This is a genomic window from Nesterenkonia salmonea (genome assembly GCF_005771525.1).
Taxonomy (GTDB): domain Bacteria; phylum Actinomycetota; class Actinomycetes; order Actinomycetales; family Micrococcaceae; genus Nesterenkonia; species Nesterenkonia salmonea.
Genome location: NZ_VAVZ01000004.1, coordinates 77778 through 93091, shown reverse-complemented (window position 1 = coordinate 93091; position 15314 = coordinate 77778). Strand labels below are relative to the sequence as shown.

General features: G+C 60.3%; 14 protein-coding genes and 3 riboswitches. Of the genes, 9 read left to right on the top strand and 5 right to left on the bottom strand.

Features of this window, described 5'->3' with window-relative positions:
- Positions 1–33 precede the first annotated feature (33 nt).
- The 4 genes from FEF26_RS02340 to FEF26_RS02325 all read right to left on the bottom strand — a co-directional run bounded on the left by FEF26_RS02340 (position 34) and on the right by FEF26_RS02325 (position 4743).
- Positions 34–921 carry a carbohydrate ABC transporter permease gene (locus tag FEF26_RS02340; protein ID WP_138251931.1) on the bottom strand — a complete coding sequence of 296 codons (888 nt, stop codon included), beginning with the start codon at positions 919–921 and terminating at the stop codon, positions 34–36.
- On the bottom strand, positions 914–1903 hold the full coding sequence (locus FEF26_RS02335; RefSeq protein ID WP_243730360.1) for a carbohydrate ABC transporter permease: 990 nt from the start codon (positions 1901–1903) through the stop codon (positions 914–916). The genes FEF26_RS02340 and FEF26_RS02335 overlap by 8 nt, the downstream gene beginning before the upstream one ends.
- Complete coding sequence (locus FEF26_RS02330) at positions 1893–3242, bottom strand: ABC transporter substrate-binding protein (protein WP_138251929.1); 1350 nt, start codon at positions 3240–3242, stop codon at positions 1893–1895. The genes FEF26_RS02335 and FEF26_RS02330 overlap by 11 nt, the downstream gene beginning before the upstream one ends.
- 61 nt (positions 3243–3303) lie before the next feature.
- Entirely contained in the window at positions 3304–4743 is a 1440-nt protein-coding gene (locus FEF26_RS02325; protein WP_279536469.1) for an LLM class flavin-dependent oxidoreductase, read from the bottom strand.
- 211 nt (positions 4744–4954) lie between these two features.
- A riboswitch (SAM riboswitch) is annotated at positions 4955–5074 on the bottom strand.
- A gap of 146 nt (positions 5075–5220) precedes the next feature.
- Positions 5221–5309: riboswitch (SAM riboswitch) on the top strand.
- A 6-nt stretch (positions 5310–5315) separates the two neighbouring features.
- On the opposite strand from FEF26_RS02325, the gene FEF26_RS02320 reads away from it, so the two are divergent.
- From FEF26_RS02320 to FEF26_RS02280, 9 genes are all read left to right on the top strand, one after another.
- Positions 5316–6224 carry a methionine ABC transporter ATP-binding protein gene (locus FEF26_RS02320; protein ID WP_138251927.1) on the top strand — a complete coding sequence of 303 codons (909 nt, stop codon included), beginning with the start codon at positions 5316–5318 and terminating at the stop codon, positions 6222–6224.
- Positions 6224–6898, top strand: a complete 675-nt coding sequence (locus FEF26_RS02315; RefSeq protein WP_138251926.1) for a methionine ABC transporter permease — start codon at positions 6224–6226, stop codon at positions 6896–6898. Before FEF26_RS02320 ends, FEF26_RS02315 begins: the two co-directional genes overlap by 1 nt.
- 41 nt (positions 6899–6939) lie before the next feature.
- Positions 6940–7824, top strand: coding sequence for a MetQ/NlpA family ABC transporter substrate-binding protein (locus FEF26_RS02310; RefSeq protein ID WP_138251925.1), 885 nt, complete (start codon positions 6940–6942; stop codon positions 7822–7824).
- Positions 7825–7841: 17 nt separating this feature from the next.
- The gene (locus FEF26_RS02305; RefSeq protein WP_243730359.1) at positions 7842–8717 is read left to right on the top strand and encodes a MetQ/NlpA family ABC transporter substrate-binding protein; all 876 of its coding nucleotides are present in this window, start codon (positions 7842–7844) and stop codon (positions 8715–8717) included.
- Positions 8714–9949: an acyl-CoA dehydrogenase family protein gene (locus FEF26_RS02300; protein WP_243730358.1), complete on the top strand. Its 1236-nt coding sequence runs from the start codon at positions 8714–8716 to the stop codon at positions 9947–9949. The genes FEF26_RS02305 and FEF26_RS02300 overlap by 4 nt, the downstream gene beginning before the upstream one ends.
- Positions 9950–10036: 87 nt before the next feature.
- Positions 10037–10125, top strand: a riboswitch (SAM riboswitch).
- Positions 10126–10137: 12 nt separating this feature from the next.
- Complete coding sequence (locus tag FEF26_RS02295) at positions 10138–10980, top strand: ABC transporter ATP-binding protein (protein ID WP_138251923.1); 843 nt, start codon at positions 10138–10140, stop codon at positions 10978–10980.
- A 61-nt stretch (positions 10981–11041) separates the two neighbouring features.
- Positions 11042–12109 carry an aliphatic sulfonate ABC transporter substrate-binding protein gene (locus tag FEF26_RS02290; protein WP_166432880.1) on the top strand — a complete coding sequence of 356 codons (1068 nt, stop codon included), beginning with the start codon at positions 11042–11044 and terminating at the stop codon, positions 12107–12109.
- The gene (locus FEF26_RS02285) at positions 12106–12909 is read left to right on the top strand and encodes an ABC transporter permease (RefSeq protein ID WP_138251921.1); all 804 of its coding nucleotides are present in this window, start codon (positions 12106–12108) and stop codon (positions 12907–12909) included. Before FEF26_RS02290 ends, FEF26_RS02285 begins: the two co-directional genes overlap by 4 nt.
- Positions 12910–12920: 11 nt before the next feature.
- Entirely contained in the window at positions 12921–14324 is a 1404-nt protein-coding gene (locus FEF26_RS02280) for an LLM class flavin-dependent oxidoreductase (RefSeq protein ID WP_138251920.1), read from the top strand.
- A gap of 11 nt (positions 14325–14335) precedes the next feature.
- On the opposite strand, the gene FEF26_RS02275 is transcribed toward FEF26_RS02280, so the two are convergent.
- Positions 14336–15307: an endonuclease/exonuclease/phosphatase family protein gene (locus FEF26_RS02275; RefSeq protein WP_166432879.1), complete on the bottom strand. Its 972-nt coding sequence runs from the start codon at positions 15305–15307 to the stop codon at positions 14336–14338.
- Between the last annotated feature and the right edge of the window lie 7 nt (positions 15308–15314).

The window sequence follows — 15314 nt, the reverse complement described above, 5'->3', positions numbered from 1 at the left end:
GCGGTCTCAGCGCCGCCTGACGGCGCATGAGGGCTATTTCACTGCGCCTGTTGTCAGTCCTTCAATGAGGTATCGCTGCAGCAGCACAGCTACGGTGAAAATCGGAATAACGGCGATCAGCGAAGAGGCGGCAATCCGGCCGAAGTCTTGGACCCGCTCGCTGAGCATCCCCGCCAAGAGCACGGGGACCGTCTGGCTCTCCTGGCTCTGGGTGAGGAACGTCGCGAAGAGGAACTCGTTGTAGTTCAGAATGGCGGCGATCACTCCGACCGCTATGAGTGCCGGTGCCAACATGGGAGTGACCACGCGCAGCAGCAGCTGCCCCTCATTGGCACCATCGATGCGACCGGCTTCTTCGATTTCCACCGGTATCCGGCGGATGAACCCGTCCAGGAGCCAGATGGCAACAGGCACGTTGATGAGCGCGTACACCAGGGTGAGACCCTCCAGCGTGTTCGTCAGACCCAGGATCCGCAAAAGTGTGAGCAGCGGAATGATCGCCACAATCGGGGGAAGAAGCCAGGGGCTCAGAATCAGACCTGACAGGGCTTTGCCGCCCGTCCGGTGCCTGGCTATCGCCCACGCACCTGGGAGTGCGAGCAGCAGCGTGAGGATCGCGCCTCCGAAGGCCGCCATAAGCGAGTTGAGGACACCTCGGGGAATCGCTGAGTCCCACGCATTGGACCAGTTGCTGAAGGCAGGGTCGGTGGGAACAAGAATGCCGGAGGCGATCTGCCCTTGAGTCATGAAGGAGATGGATATCAGGTAGAGCAGCGGTACCAGAACCACGATCACGCTCAGCAGTACCCACGTATTGGCCAGCAGTGAGGGACGGGGTTTACCAGGGGTGGGCAGCCTTTTGCGGAACCGGCGTGAGTTGAAGGCCTGGGCAGCATTGGTGGTGTTGAGGGTGTCAGTCATCGCGGAGCCTCTTGGTGATCAGGAAAACGGGGATTGTGACAACAGTCACCACGATCGCCAGAAGAAGTGTGATGGTTGCGGCGATGCCCACATCAAAATTCTGCAGGGCAGACCTCCAGATCAGGAACGCTGGCACCTGGGTTGAAGACCCAGGGCCTCCAGAGGTCATCACGTAGACGAGGTCGAAGACTTTGAAAGCCAGGATGAGCCGAATCATGAATGCGGCGATGATCGTGCCGGCCACGGCGGGCAGTGTGATGTGCCGGAACATTTGGTACCCGCTGGCGCCGTCCAGTTGGGCTGCCTCAATGATCTCTGGCTGTTGGCCTAGCAGAGCGGTGAAAACGAGCAGCACCACCAACGGGGTCCACTCCCACACATCAGCCAGAGCGACCCCGAAGATTGCCCACGTCGTATCTGACAGCACCGCGAAGGTTCCCGAACCGGGAGTGAAACGGCGAATCAGTGTGTGCAGAAGTCCGCCGGAGGGACTGAAGATGAACCCAAACAGGATGCCTACAACCACTGGTGGCACGATCATCGGAAGCAGCAGAACGGTCCTGACGAACGCCCCAGCATGCAGTGACCGCCACAGCGCTACCGCGGTCACGGTACCCAATGCCGTGGAAGCGACTGCGACACCGAAGGCATAGCCGGTACCTAGTGCAAGGGAGTCACGAATTGCAGGGGAGCTCACCGCGGTCTGAAAATTGGCCGCGCCCACAAACTCTTGGAACGGGTTGCCCAGGCTGGAGCGGGTCAGCGCGGCTGATGCGATGAACACCAGCGGATAGGCCGCCAAGACCAGAAGGACCAACACGCTGGGGCTGATGAAAATCCGGTGGTAGAGGCGCGCTGTGAACCGGCCGCGACGTCTGGGTCCTCCGGAACCCCCGGGATGCCCAGACGGGACGGCCACACCGGGAACCTCCGCCACTGGTGTGTGTTGGGAGCGAGGTTCCGCAGAGATGTCAGTCGACAAGGAGCCTCTCCCATTCGGCTTGGACTGTATCCAGCGTCTCCTGAGCCGAGCTGCGCTGGCCTGAGAGGTACGCAGCCAGTTCATCGGTGAGGATCTGGGCCGCCTCAGTGGCGTTCTGGCCGGTGGGCCAGGCCAGTGCACCATGGAGCGTGGAGGCGTTGACCTCCTGAAGTTCAGGGAACTCCTCGCCGTAGGTTTCGTCCTCCAGGGAGGAGATGCGGTTGGGATCGATGCCAGTTGGTGGCAGGGCGGTGAGAAGTTCTGAGTTGACCTCAGTGGATGCCGCCCATTCGATGAACTGCTGGGCAAGATCGGCATTGTCCGTATTGCCTGCCACCACCCAGCTGAAACCTGCTACGAGCGAGGCGCGCGGGTCATCTTCGGCATTGGCGCGTGGCAAGTACGTCACACCCCAGTCGTCGATGACCTCAGAACCTGAATCAGGATCCTGAGACCGAACACCCAAATCAGTCCAGTTCTCTATGAAAGCCACATTTCCGGCGAACCAGGCGGAGTTACCCGCACCGAAGTCGGTTTCGGCTGGTGTCGGCAGGGCGTCGTCCCAGATATCTTCCAGGGCCTCCAGAGAGGCGACGGCTTCGGGGGAGTTGATGGCAGGGTTCCCGTCCTCATCGAGGAACTCGCCCCCGTAGCCTGCCAACCGGTTGGCGAAGCTGGCCCCAAGAATGAGCGGTGACTGCTCACCAAAGACGGCTGCACCGTAGACGCCGTCGTCGCTCTCATTCTCGGTAATAGTCGCTACCTGCTCGGCGTACTCATCCCAGGTCGCTGGCGGAGCGTCAAAACCATTGCGTTCCAGAATCTCCGTGTTGTAGAACAGCGCGTGGATATCGCCGTCGAAGGGGAGACCGTAGATTTCCTCATCAACGTAGGCGTAAGGCTCCCAAATGGTAGGAATGAAATCGTCCACATCAATGTCCGGGTGTTCTTCGACAAACTCTGTGATGGGCTGGATGCTGCCATCGGCTGCCAGGTCGCCCAATGAGACGTACCAGGGTGCCGAGACATCGTAGACATTGGCACCGGATTGTTGGTCCAAGGTCAATTGGGAAGCGATTTCGTCGTACGGGACGGTCGTGACGTTGACGACGACGCCGGTCTCCTCCTCGAAGCCCTCAGCGAGCCAGTCACCGGCTCCTTCATGGGAAGCGTTGATCAGGATATTGAGCTCTTGGCCCTCATGGTCGCCTGCAAACGCGTCTCCCTCAACTGCGCCGCTGGCACCGGAGCAGGCGGCCAATGTCAGGGCCAGAATTGAGGTGCCTGCCGTCACAGCCACGCCGCGTGTGCGTGTCTGCGAGTGATTCTTCTGTGTCATGGTGCTCCTTCATGGTGTGGGATGAGTCGGTTGTGTCACCGACTTCTGGGGCTCGTCGCGCTCAGAGGCGCAGCAGCTCCTCTTTGGGGGTCTCAGTGGCGGCCGCTGTGAGGTGTTCGAAAGCCCCTCTGTAAGCAGCTGCCGGATGGGAGTCGGGAAGCCTGTCCGAGCCGGTCACGCGCGCCCGAAGGCTGGTGGGGGCGTCGGATTCATCACCACTGCGGGCTAGGCCGCGGTCCCGCAAGACCGGCAGCACGTGGTCGATGAACTCCTCGTAGGAACCCGGAATTGTGGAATTCATGACGTTGATGCCGTCAATCCCGGCGTCCTGCCAGGCGGCTAGCTCATCGGCGATCTGTTCCGGAGTGCCCACCACGCGTGTGGATTGGGCGCGGAAATGCGCAAGGTCCCGCAGCGTCACCCGGCCGTTGGGTGCGATCTTCTTGATCTCGGACAGATGACCCTGTGCACCTTCGGTGTGTTCTAGGTCCTCCAGGGGAGTGTCAATGGGGAGGTGCCCGACGTCTACTCCGATGCTGCCAGCTGTATGGGCGATCAGCGCATGATCGTCAATCGCGTCGTCCAGGTTCCGGGCTTTCTCCTGCGCCTCGGCTTCGGTCGATCCAATGACAAAGGACAGGCCCTGAATGAACTTCACATCGTCTGGTCGACGGCCGAACCTGGCAGTGCGCTCGCGGACGTCCTGGGCGTGGGCGGCGGCAATATCTCGCCTTGGGGCCATTGAGAAGGTGGCCTCGGCATGAGCTGCGGCCACATCGCGGCCGCGATCGGAGGACCCCGCCTGGAAAAGGTAGGGGGTGCGCTGCGGTGACGGCGAGGAAAGGTGCGGACCTTCCACCGAGTAACGCTCACCGGTGTGGTTGATTTTGGCTACCTTTGCTGGATCCGCGTGCAGACCACGACCACGATCGTGGGTGACCGTTTTATCCTGCAGCAGGGCGCCCTCGGCCCAGGACCCCTCCCAGAGTTTGTAGCAGACCTCGAGGTACTCCTCAGCCCAGGCGTAGCGGTCGTCGTGCTTCGCGAGGCCGCTGGCACCGAAGTTTTTGTGTGCGTTCTCCTGAGAGTTAGTCACCACATTCCATCCGACGCGGCCACCGGAGAGGTGGTCCAGCGTGGAGAGCTGACGAGCGAAGGTGAACGGATGGGCCTGAATCACCGAGGAAGTCAGCGCAAGACCGATACGGTCAGTGACGGCAGCCAGCGCGGAGAGCAGAACCAAAGGATCATTGGACGGCACCTGAAGCCCCCTGCGCAGATGAGAGGCCCAGCCCCCTTCATGGTCACCGTACAGGCCGACCACATCAGCAAAGAACGCGACATCAAAACCAGCATCTTCAAGCTTCTTGACTAATGAAATCCAGTGCGGGAGCTCAGTGAATCGGTGCTGTTGGGCCTCCTGAAGCCGCCATGCCCCACCAATAATGTGACTGGTTGTGTTCATGAGAAATGCGCTGAGAATGAGTGGCTGAGGGGACAATCTGACCTCCGAAGTTACTGGACATGGGCAAAGAGAGCGGCACAATACTGCCGAGACTGAAAGGGCGTGCCGGGGCGCAGTACCACCGTGGAGTTGGGCTCCGCTCCCTGGCTTAGGACAAGGGGGAACAGCCAGGGGCCGTTCCCCACATGGCTGGAGAGACGTTCCAGGCGCGATCCGCTTGTGATGCTGAAATGTTCACGAAATATTTCTCCCATCGGTCCTGGCGGTAGCACCCGGCACGAACGCAGGTCTTCCATGTGGAAGCACGTCGAACCCCGGGTTGCTGCGGCGTCACTGAGCCAGATCTCTCAGCCGCTCGGGATGGTTACCCGCAAACAGTACGACCCCATCTGCCGAAAGATCAAACATTGCTTCACACTCTGAGATAAAAGTTCATGACAAGCCCTCCGGGTTGACTCATCGTGGGCACGGTTTGACTCAGGGATATGTTCAGCGCATAGAGTACGGTGTTGTACGCCATCCAGAGCGACCGAGGGATCTGGCCCGAAGACGTCGCAGCAACCGGCCCATAGGGCGAGGTGCTAACGCCAGAACGATGGAGATAGCTCATGATTTCGCTTCGCCGTGTGTCGACGACGTTCGCCTCCGGAGCCAAAGAACCGATTGTGGCAGTCGATGATGTTTCTTTGGAGATTCCAGACGGAAGTATCCAAGGGATCATAGGTTTCTCAGGGGCCGGAAAATCAACTCTCCTGCGGAATATCAATCTTCTGGAACGTCCCACTGCAGGACAGGTGTGGGTCGGCGATACGGAGCTGACAGGGCTAAACGCCGAAGGGCTTCGACGAGCCCGCCACCAGATAGGCATGATCTTTCAGGGCTTCAACCTGGTGAACAACCTCACCGTCCTGCAGAATGTGGAACTTTCGCTGAAGTTCGCTGGGGTGAAGGACAAGACACAACGACGCCGGCGGGCAGCTGAGGCGTTGGAGATCGTCGACATCACCGATAAGACCAAAAACTATCCCGCACAACTTTCGGGAGGCCAGAAGCAGCGGGTAGCGATCGCGCGCGCACTGGCTACCAAACCTCAAGTGCTGCTGTGTGATGAACCGACCTCAGCACTTGACCCATTCACCACAGCCACCGTGCTGCAGTACCTGGCGGATATCAACACTGAGTTCGGTATTACGGTGGTGATTGTCACCCATGAGATGGAAGTTATCAAAGCCCTGGCTGACAATGTCGCGGTGATGGAGCAGGGGCGTGTGGTGGAGAAGTTCGCCGCCGCGGAATTGTGCCGAGAGGGCTTCGCCCCCACCACTTCCATTGGCCGGTACCTGGTGTCCGATGGCATCAGTGTCCGGCGTGCCGGAGCGGAGGCATCACAAGGCGGGTTCGACCCGACCGCAGAAGGTGTCCAGCACTATGACCGACACGTGGATCCGGTGCGCAGGGATTCGGCTGCTCCTCGTGAGAACAAGATCTTCGCTGCGGTCGAGGGAGGGCTGCGCTGATGAGCTTCGATATCATTCTGGATCGTCTGCCTGAGATCAATCAGGCGATGTTGGAAACGTTCGCCATGATCGGTGTGGCGATCCCGCTGGCTGTTCTGCTGGGCACACCGCTTGGTATTTGGCTCTGGAGTCACGCCCCGGGTGGGCTGAAACCCACCCCTAAGTCGCATGCGGTAGTCTCCGCTCTGGTCAATATGGTGCGGTCATTTCCGTTCCTGATCCTGCTGATCGCGATCATCCCCTTTACCCGCCTCATTGTTGGGACTTCGGTGGGAACAGCAGCCGTGATCGTGCCCCTGACGATCAACGCCATTCCCTACTTCGCACGGCTGGTGGAGCAGAACATCACCCAACTCGGAACCGGCGCCGTAGAGGCCTCCCGGGCCATGGGCGCCACGCGAGGCCAGATCATTCGCAATGTGCTGCTCGTTGATGCCAAACCGGCGATCATCGGTTCGATCACCATCACCACAGTGAGCTTCATCTCCTACTCCGCCATGTCAGGTCTCGTAGGAGGTGGCGGGATCGGCGATCTCGCCATCCGCTACGGCTATTACCGGTATGAGACCGAAACCATGATTGTCGCCTGCGTGCTGATGGTCATTTTGGTGACCGTGGTTCAGTACAGCGGCACCCGCGCTGCCCGCTGGACTGACAAGCGGGTCTCCGCGTGAGACCAGTCTTCCCAATTCACATCGCATCAGAAAGAGAACCCATGAACGTACGACGCCGCCTGCTCACCTCCACCGCCGCGCTGCCAGCATTGGCCCTGGCCGCCACGGGCTGCGGCTTGGCGGGAGAGGGTGAAGAGACCATCAGCATTGTGGTCACTGAGTCCGCCCCCTTCCAGGAGCCCGCAGAGATTGCTGCAGAACTGCTCGAAGAGCAGGGCTATGAGCTCGACATCACCTACATGACTGACATCAATCAGCCCAACCAGGTGGTGCAGACCGGTGAGTACGAGGCCAACTATTTCCAACACTTGGCCTATTTGAACAACTTCAACGACTCCAACAACACTGAGGTTCAACCCCTGTTCTCGGTCTACTACGCGCCGTCGGGTCTGTTTTCACTGGAGTACGACGACATTGACGACATCCCCGATGGTGCCGAGGTGAACCTTCCGGTGGACCCATCCAATAACGGCCGTGCGCTGCAGCTGCTGGCGGACGCCGGACTCATTGAGATCGATCAAGATGTCTCCGTGATCGAACTGACCCAGAACCACATTACCGACAACCCTCGAGACCTCCAGTTTGTGGAGACTGATCAGCAGTCGGGGGCCCAGGTGTTGCCTGACGTTGACCTCGGATTCGCTTTCGTCCGTTTGGTGGCAGAGGCCGGATACGAGGTTGAAGACACCTTGGTCCATCTGGAGGACGGGCGCGATGAGGTGCGCACACCTTTCACCTGTGTGGTGGCAGTCGGGCCCGAGGGTGTGACAGATGAGCAGGCGCAGGCACTCCAAGATGCCTTCCAATCACCTGAGATTGAGCAGTGGTTCGACGAATATCAAGGTGGCGTCATCGACTACGCCGACTTCATCACTCTGGACAACGCAGAAGAGATCTGGGCCGACTTCACCGATGGCGACGCCTGAGGAGGCAGAGTCCGACTGTGACACGCACACGTTTTTCACGAAAGACTCTTGCTGCAGCGGTAGCCGGCACCTCGGTCTGGGCACTGACAAGTTGCGGGCTGATCCCAGGAGGCGGAGAGGATGAAACCATCACCATGGTGGTGACGGAGAATGCTCCGTTCCAAGAGCCAACGGAGATTGCCAAGGAGCTCTTGGAGGACGACGGCTGGACTCTGGAGACCACCTACGTCACGGACATCATCCAGCCCAATTTCTCTGTGGATAACGGTGAGTATGACGTCAACTTCTTCCAGAACCTCACGTACCTGTGGCAGTTCAACCAGGATCACGATCTGGACCTTGAGCCGCTGTTCTTTATGTTCGAACAGCCCTCCGGGATCTACTCCAGGGAGTATGACTCGGTTGCGGACCTCCCGCATTCAGCACAGATTGCGCTCCCAGTTGACACCGCGAATAACGGGCGCGGGATTCGACTCCTGGCCCGGGCCGGAGCTATTGAGGTAGACGAGTCCAAAAGCACACCCGAGCTGAGCGTGGATGACATCACCGAGAATCCCAAAGAGCTGGAGTTCGTGGAAGTTGATCAGCAATCAGTTGGCACTGTCTATGACGACGTCGACGCTGTCTTCGGCTTCGCCAGGCTCCTGGCAGAGGTCGACGTCATGCCAGAGGAGGCCCTGATAATCGAAACGCAGGACGAGGCACTGCCCTTCGCCATGACGATTGTCGCCCAGCCCGGATTCAAAGAGGATGAGCCAGAGAAGTATGAAGCGTTGAAGTCCGCCTACCACTCTGAAGAGGTCCGTCACTGGTACGGGGACTACCTCGGAGGACTGCTGACGCCGGCTTTCGACCGTGACATTGATGCCGCATGGGAGGAGGCGAACCAATGAGCATCGGCGCAGATCGGAAGACTGTCATTCCGAGCGAACTTCTGGAAGAGATCGCTGAAGGTGCTGTGGAGCGTGATCTCCACCGCATCTTGCCGTTCGACGAAGTCGCTCTCCTCGATGAACAGCGTTTTGGTGCCATGCGGGTCCCCGCCCACTTCGGCGGGCCCGGAGTGAGTGTCGAACACCTCATCACAGAGGTGATCGCACTTGCAGAAGCCGACTCCAATATTGCCCACCTCTACCGGGGGCACTTCGGATTCGTGGAATCCCTCCGGTTCCAACCACGCGAGGTTCAGGACCTCTGGTACTCGCGGGTCCTCCGGGGCCGAACCGTAGGCAATGCCTCCACTGAAAAAGGCGGCAACGCCTTGGGAACACTGAACACTCGACTCACAGTAGTCAACGGTCAGCTCACTCTCACGGGTGAGAAGTTCTACTCAACCGGGACCATCTTCGCTGATTTCACCCGGGTCTCAGCTGCCCCTCAAGAGGGAGAGCAGGGCAGGAGATTCGCAGTCGTCGCCTGTGACGCTGAAGGTGTGACGGTGGAAGACGATTGGGATGGCTTCGGTCAGAAGCTCACAGGCACCGGAACGACCACTTTCGATGAGGTCCTTGTACCTGAGCTGAGCCTCCTGAACCGGGCCTACGGCTCGCATGAGGCAGTCCATGAGGCCGCGTTCTTTCAGCTCTACCTACTCGCAGTCCAAGTGGGAATTGCCCACGCTGCTCTCAGAGATGCCACCGCAACCCTGCGCAGGCGCACCCGAACGTTCAATACCTCGGCAACGGGGGCAGCGTTCAAGCAGGATCCTTTGATTCAACAGATCATTGGGCGCATGTCCTCCAAAACTTTCGTGGCGCAGGCCGCTGTTCTCGACGTCGCTCGGGTTCACGACCGGGCGCTGCAGAGCGGCCTTGACGCAGGGACACATCACCCTGAATTCCGTGGGGAACTGCCTGAAAGCGTGTACGCAGCGGAAGTGGCGGTCGAAAAAGCGCAGATCACGGTCCCTGACCTGGTGCTGGAGATCACTCATGAGCTCTTTCAGACCCTGGGGGCTTCCGCCACATTGAGACCCAAAGCTCTGGACCGCCACTGGCGCAATGCCCAGACCATCGCCACGCATAACCCGATCGTCTTCCGCGCACGCGCGATCGGCGACTATGAAATCAATGGAACCCTCCCTGAGGGACTCAACGCGATCGGAGAATCCCAACCCGCCAGCTGAACCCATATTCTTACGACTTATGACGCATCGGCTCAGACGCTTTTGCGGATCGCAGGGCTGAACAATTACAGTTGCTCCAGTTGTACCAAACCATCCAGAGCGACTGAGGGATCTGGCCCGAAGACGTCGCAGCAACCGGCCTACGGGCAAGGTGCTAACGCCAGAGCCGATGGGAGTGATTATTTTCCATGACGTCTGCACCTGCTCTTGACCAGAGGCACTCTGCTGCTGCGTCCACCCAACCAGTGGTGCCCAGCGAGACAGTAGCGTCGGAATCCCTCTCCGTCAGCTTCAACGACGTCGGCCGTGCTTTCGATGGCCGCACCGTTCTGCGAAACGTGTCCCTGACCGTGACGCCGGGAGAGGTCCTCGCGATCCTCGGATCCTCTGGATGCGGCAAATCAACACTGCTCCGCGCCGTCGGAGGGCTGGATGAGGGCTTTACCGGTGACATCGTCATAGGTGACAGCGCTGTGACCCGCTACGACGAGCGCACAGCCGTCGGTTTTCAGGAACCACGCCTGCTTCCGTGGCGCAGCATCCGCAGGAACGTAGAGCTCGGCCTGCCTCGCAACCTCAGCAAAGCTGAAGGTCAAGCCCGTGTTGTGGAGCTACTGGAGCTGGTGGGCCTCTCCGACCGTGCCGCCCTGCGTCCCCGAGAAATCTCCGGCGGCATGGCCCAGAGAGCGTCACTGGCACGTGCTTTGGCGCGGCAGCCGGGAGTGCTGCTCCTGGATGAGCCGTTCGGTGCTCTCGATGCTCTGACCCGCCTCAAAATGCAGGACCTCCTCCTGGACATCCACGCCCAGACCGGCACCACTGTGCTGCTGGTGACCCACGATGTCAACGAGGCATTGCAACTGGCCGACCGCATCCTTCTGTTGGGTGGACGCCGCTCAGATACGGCTGAGGGAGCCACGGTGAAGTCACTCGTCCCCGTGCCTGGGAAACGGCCCCGAGACCGGGCCGCGACCGATCTTGCCCAACTTCGCAGCGAACTCTACGCCGGCCTCGGCGTGGACTCTCGCTGACCCCCGGGACCACGCCAAGTTCGCCTGGTCCCACACATCTCACTCGCATTCAATGATCACCATGAAAGGCCCCGACGTGCCCACTTCCCTCCAGACCAGGCTCAAGCCCGCCATCGCCACCTCAGCAGCTGCGGCACTGCTAGCGACCACTGCCTGCGGGGGAGATGACGAGTTGGACACCCTCAACATCGATTTCGCCACCTACAATCCGCTCTCATTGGTGATCCTTGAGCATGGATGGCTCGAAGAGGAACTCGAAGATCACGACGTGGACGTGGAATGGACCCAGTCGCACGGCTCCAATCGCGCCAATGAAAACCTGCGAGCAGGGAACATCCACATCGGTTCCACCGCAGGTTCAGCCGCGCTGCTGAACCGGGCGGTCGGGGCAGACACTCACACCATCCTCATTGAATCCCAACCTGAGTGGTCCGCCCTGGTCACCCGCGAAGGTTCAGGAATCGAAAGCGCAGAGGACCTGGAAGGTGCCACGGTTGCCGCGACTCTGGCGACAGATCCCTTCTTCTTCCTCGCCCGCACCCTCGACGAACACGGGCTCTCACTTGACGATGTGGAAGTTCAGTCCCTCCAACACGCTGACGGTCGGCAGGCACTCGACAACGGAGACGTCGACGCCTGGGCCGGACTGGACCCGATTATGGCGAGCGCTGAGGTAGACGGAGCTGAGCTGGTCTACCGGAATATCGATTTCAACACCTACAGCGTCATCAACGCGACCGGTGATTTCATCGAGAACCACCCTGAGATCGCCCAAGTCGTCGTCAACGTCTACGAACAGGCCCGCCAGTGGGCACTGGAGAACCCTGATGAAACGGCCGACATCCTCGCCGAATATGCCGGCATCGACGGAGACGTCGCAGAACTGGTGCTCAACGAGCGGGTGAACTTCGACATCGACCCCGTTCCAGGCGATGACCTCTACGCCGCTTTGGAACCAGTGGGCCCATTCTTCGTAGAGAACGGCGACGTCGACAGCCAGGACGCCGTAGACGACGCCTTGGAAGACCTTTTCTGGTCTGATTTCGCTCAGGACCGCGAGGCAACTGAGGCTGAAGGCACCGAAGACGCCGCCGACGAGGCGAGCATCACTGAGGATGAGGACCAATGACGACCACTCTCGCAACACCAGCGGCCGCGCCCGGACGCGCGAAGTCTGTACCTGGTGGTCGAATACTTCTGGGCGCCGCAGTCCCACTTCTCATCCTGGGACTGTGGTGGCTGGTGACAGGTCCCTTAGACCTTTTCACCCCGACGCAGCTGCCGGCACCCCAACGGGTGCTCGACGCAGGGGTAGGGCTGCTGGAGGATGGCGCGCTGTTCGCCCACGTAGGGATCTCCGTCCAACGTGTGCTGTTCGGCTTCTTCTTCGGGGCAGTCGCGGGCCTGCTTCTGGGCTCCCTACTGGGACTGTCTCGTCTAGCCGATGGTCTGCTCCACCCCACTGTGGGCGCTTTCCGGGCGGTGCCCTCCCTTGCCTGGGTGCCTCTGATCCTGCTGTGGGTGGGTATCGGTGAGGACGGCAAAGTCCTGCTCATCGCCATCGGAGCGTTCTTCCCCGTCTTCACCTCAGTCCACTCTGCGCTGCGGCACGTTGACCCGCATCTGGTCGAGGCTGGCCGCGCCTTCGGTTACCACGGCACCAGACTGCTGACAACGGTGCAGCTTCCTGCCGTAGTGCCACCGGTGTTCTCAGGTCTCCGGCTCGCATTGGCGCAGTCCTGGCTCTTCCTGGTCGCAGCAGAACTCCTTGCCTCATCCGAAGGACTGGGCTTCCTGCTGATCGAATCCCAAAACAACGGACGAGTAGACCGGCTGCTGTTGGCCATCGTGCTACTCGCCATACTCGGCAAAACCACCGACGCTCTGCTAGGCATCATCGAACGCAAAGCCCTGAAGACCTGGGCGTAGAGGAGAACACCATGAGCTACCCCACCACCGCCGCTGGCCACCGGGAAATCCTGTTCAACGCCTTCGACATGAACTGCGTAGTTCACCAGTCACCCGGACTCTGGCGTCATCCAGAAGACCGGGCCCGCGACTACAACACCATCGGGTACTGGACTCATATTGCGAAAACATTGGAAGCAGGGCTCTTCGACGGGCTCTTCATCGCCGATGTGCTCGGGCCCTACGACGTGTTTGGCGAGAACCCTGAGGCGGCTCTGCGCGCCGGAGCCCAAATTCCGCTGCAGGATCCCTTCCTCTTGGTCTCGGCCATGGCCGCCGTGACAGAGAACCTCGGATTCGGAATTACCGCCGGGACTGCCTACGAGCATCCCTACCCATTCTCTCGCCGACTCGGCACCCTGGATCACCTCACAGGAGGTCGCGTCGGTTGGAACGTGGTCACCGGCTACCTGCCCTCGGCGGCTCAGAACATGGGCCAGGATGACCAAATGGAGCACGATCAGCGCTATGACCATGCTGATGAGTACATGGATGTGGTCTACAAACTGCTAGAGGGCTCCTGGGAAGACGACGCCGTCCTCGCCGACAAAGAGTCGGGGGTCTTCACCGACCCCACGAAAGTCCACCGGATCGAACACCAGGGTGAGTTCTTCAAGACTCCTGGTATCGGGGTCGTCGAACCCTCACCACAACGCACCCCGGTGATCTACCAGGCGGGGGCCTCCACCAGGGGGCGCGCTTTCGCCGGCAAACATGCCGAGGCCGTGTTCATCAACCCACCCACCAAGGAGCTCGCCAAAGCCTCTGTGCAGAGGATCCGCCAGGCAGTGGCTGATGCCGGCCGGGACCCCTACGATGTCCGCATCTTCGCAATGCAGACCGTCGTCACTGGGGCGGATAACGACGCCGCACAGGCGAAATACGACGACCTGACACAGTACGTCGACGCTGAGGGTGGCCTGGTGCTGATGTCCGGGTGGATGGGCATCGACCTGTCCCAGTTTGACCTTGACCAGCCCATCGGCGACGTCGAATCCAATGCCATCCAATCCACGGTGGAGACCTTCCAGAAAGCCTCAGGACGCGAGGATGAGGTCTGGACTGTGCGCCAGCTGGCTGAGTGGGTCGGCGTGGGAGGTTTTGGCCCGGTGATCATCGGAGACGGTCCAACCGCCGCCCAGCAGCTAATCGAATGGCAGGAAGAAACCGATATTGACGGTTTCAATCTCGCTTACCACATCACTCCGGGCACGTTCGAAGACATCGTTGAGCACGTGGTGCCTGAGCTGCAGAAGCTGGGCCGCTACAAAACCGAGTACGCACCCGGGACTCTCAGAAACAAGCTCTTCGGCCAAGGCAATCATCTTGCTGACAACCACCATGGCGCGCAGTTCCAGCTCAGGCGCACCCGCTAGAGCAGGGGTGTTTACTCCCGGTTGCGAATCGTCGCCCGCACGGCCAGGTGGTCTGAGGGGAAGGCGTTTTCGCGCTGGTGAGGAATGTGCTGGGCAGTCCCGCCGTACTCGGTGAATCCGGGATCCGCCGGAGCATCCGCGTCGTCAGCTGCTCCACCTAGGTGATCTGCGCTGATGACCTCCATCCCCAGCACAAAGATGAAATCGATACGGTCCCTGGGTTCGTTCTCCAGCGTTTCGATCTGCGACCAGCTCAGCCCTGGGGCCTGCACGGGGTCCGGATGGGCGCTGCGGAAGGCATCGGTGTACCCGGCGTCGAGGAACTTCTGGGTAGCCGGCCACTGCAGTGCTGGCCTGTGCTCACCTGCCCAGTCGAGTCCGGACGGCACGTTGAAGTCTCCTGCGACGATCACCTGGATATCGCCCAATTCGGTCCGGAGCCTCTGGGTCTCGGCGAGAACTTGTTCGGCTTCAGCGGTGCGCTTCTGCTCACCCGGTTGGGCGAAGACTTCCCTGGCGTTCTGGGGAAGCTCATCGCTGCGGTAGGGGCCGTAATCCCATGCAGCAAGGTGGACCGACCAGGCCAGCACGTCCCCGCTGCGAGTCTGGACCAGAGCCGCGGTCGCGTAGGAAGTGGTATCGGTCTTCAGCAGCCGAATCGGTGACGCGCTGAGCACGGCACAGTCATAGTCCTGCTGAGCCACCGTCATGCCGGTGCTCCGCCCCAACTGCTGACCGGCAGTCCCGAAGCATTCCTGTAGGAAGACGATATCGGCTTCCTCTGCGTTGAGCACGGCAGTCTGCTTGGCATGCGCATCAGTGATCTCCCGCCCGCCGAACCATATGTTCCAGCTGAAGAGCTTGAGAGTGCGCAGTTCACGCAATTTCTCGGTAAACGCCTCTTCAACGGGAACCGTCATGTGATTGATGGACTGCGAGTCACTGGATCCGGTGTCTAGGATCGTGTCTTGAGGGCGGCGCATAGTCTGG

What these genes read in the sequence shown, in the direction of transcription:
- FEF26_RS02340 (WP_138251931.1), bottom strand. Translation starts at nt 921, where the DNA reads ATGACTGACACCCTCAACACCACCAATGCTGCCCAGGCCTTCAACTCA.
- FEF26_RS02330 (WP_138251929.1), bottom strand. Translation starts at nt 3,242, where the DNA reads ATGACACAGAAGAATCACTCGCAGACACGCACACGCGGCGTGGCTGTG.
- FEF26_RS02320 (WP_138251927.1), top strand. Translation starts at nt 5,316, where the DNA reads ATGATTTCGCTTCGCCGTGTGTCGACGACGTTCGCCTCCGGAGCCAAA.
- FEF26_RS02315 (WP_138251926.1), top strand. Translation starts at nt 6,224, where the DNA reads ATGAGCTTCGATATCATTCTGGATCGTCTGCCTGAGATCAATCAGGCG.
- FEF26_RS02310 (WP_138251925.1), top strand. Translation starts at nt 6,940, where the DNA reads ATGAACGTACGACGCCGCCTGCTCACCTCCACCGCCGCGCTGCCAGCA.
- FEF26_RS02300 (WP_243730358.1), top strand. Translation starts at nt 8,714, where the DNA reads ATGAGCATCGGCGCAGATCGGAAGACTGTCATTCCGAGCGAACTTCTG.
- FEF26_RS02295 (WP_138251923.1), top strand. Translation starts at nt 10,138, where the DNA reads ATGACGTCTGCACCTGCTCTTGACCAGAGGCACTCTGCTGCTGCGTCC.
- FEF26_RS02290 (WP_166432880.1), top strand. Translation starts at nt 11,042, where the DNA reads ATGAAAGGCCCCGACGTGCCCACTTCCCTCCAGACCAGGCTCAAGCCC.
- FEF26_RS02285 (WP_138251921.1), top strand. Translation starts at nt 12,106, where the DNA reads ATGACGACCACTCTCGCAACACCAGCGGCCGCGCCCGGACGCGCGAAG.
- FEF26_RS02280 (WP_138251920.1), top strand. Translation starts at nt 12,921, where the DNA reads ATGAGCTACCCCACCACCGCCGCTGGCCACCGGGAAATCCTGTTCAAC.
- FEF26_RS02275 (WP_166432879.1), bottom strand. Translation starts at nt 15,307, where the DNA reads ATGCGCCGCCCTCAAGACACGATCCTAGACACCGGATCCAGTGACTCG.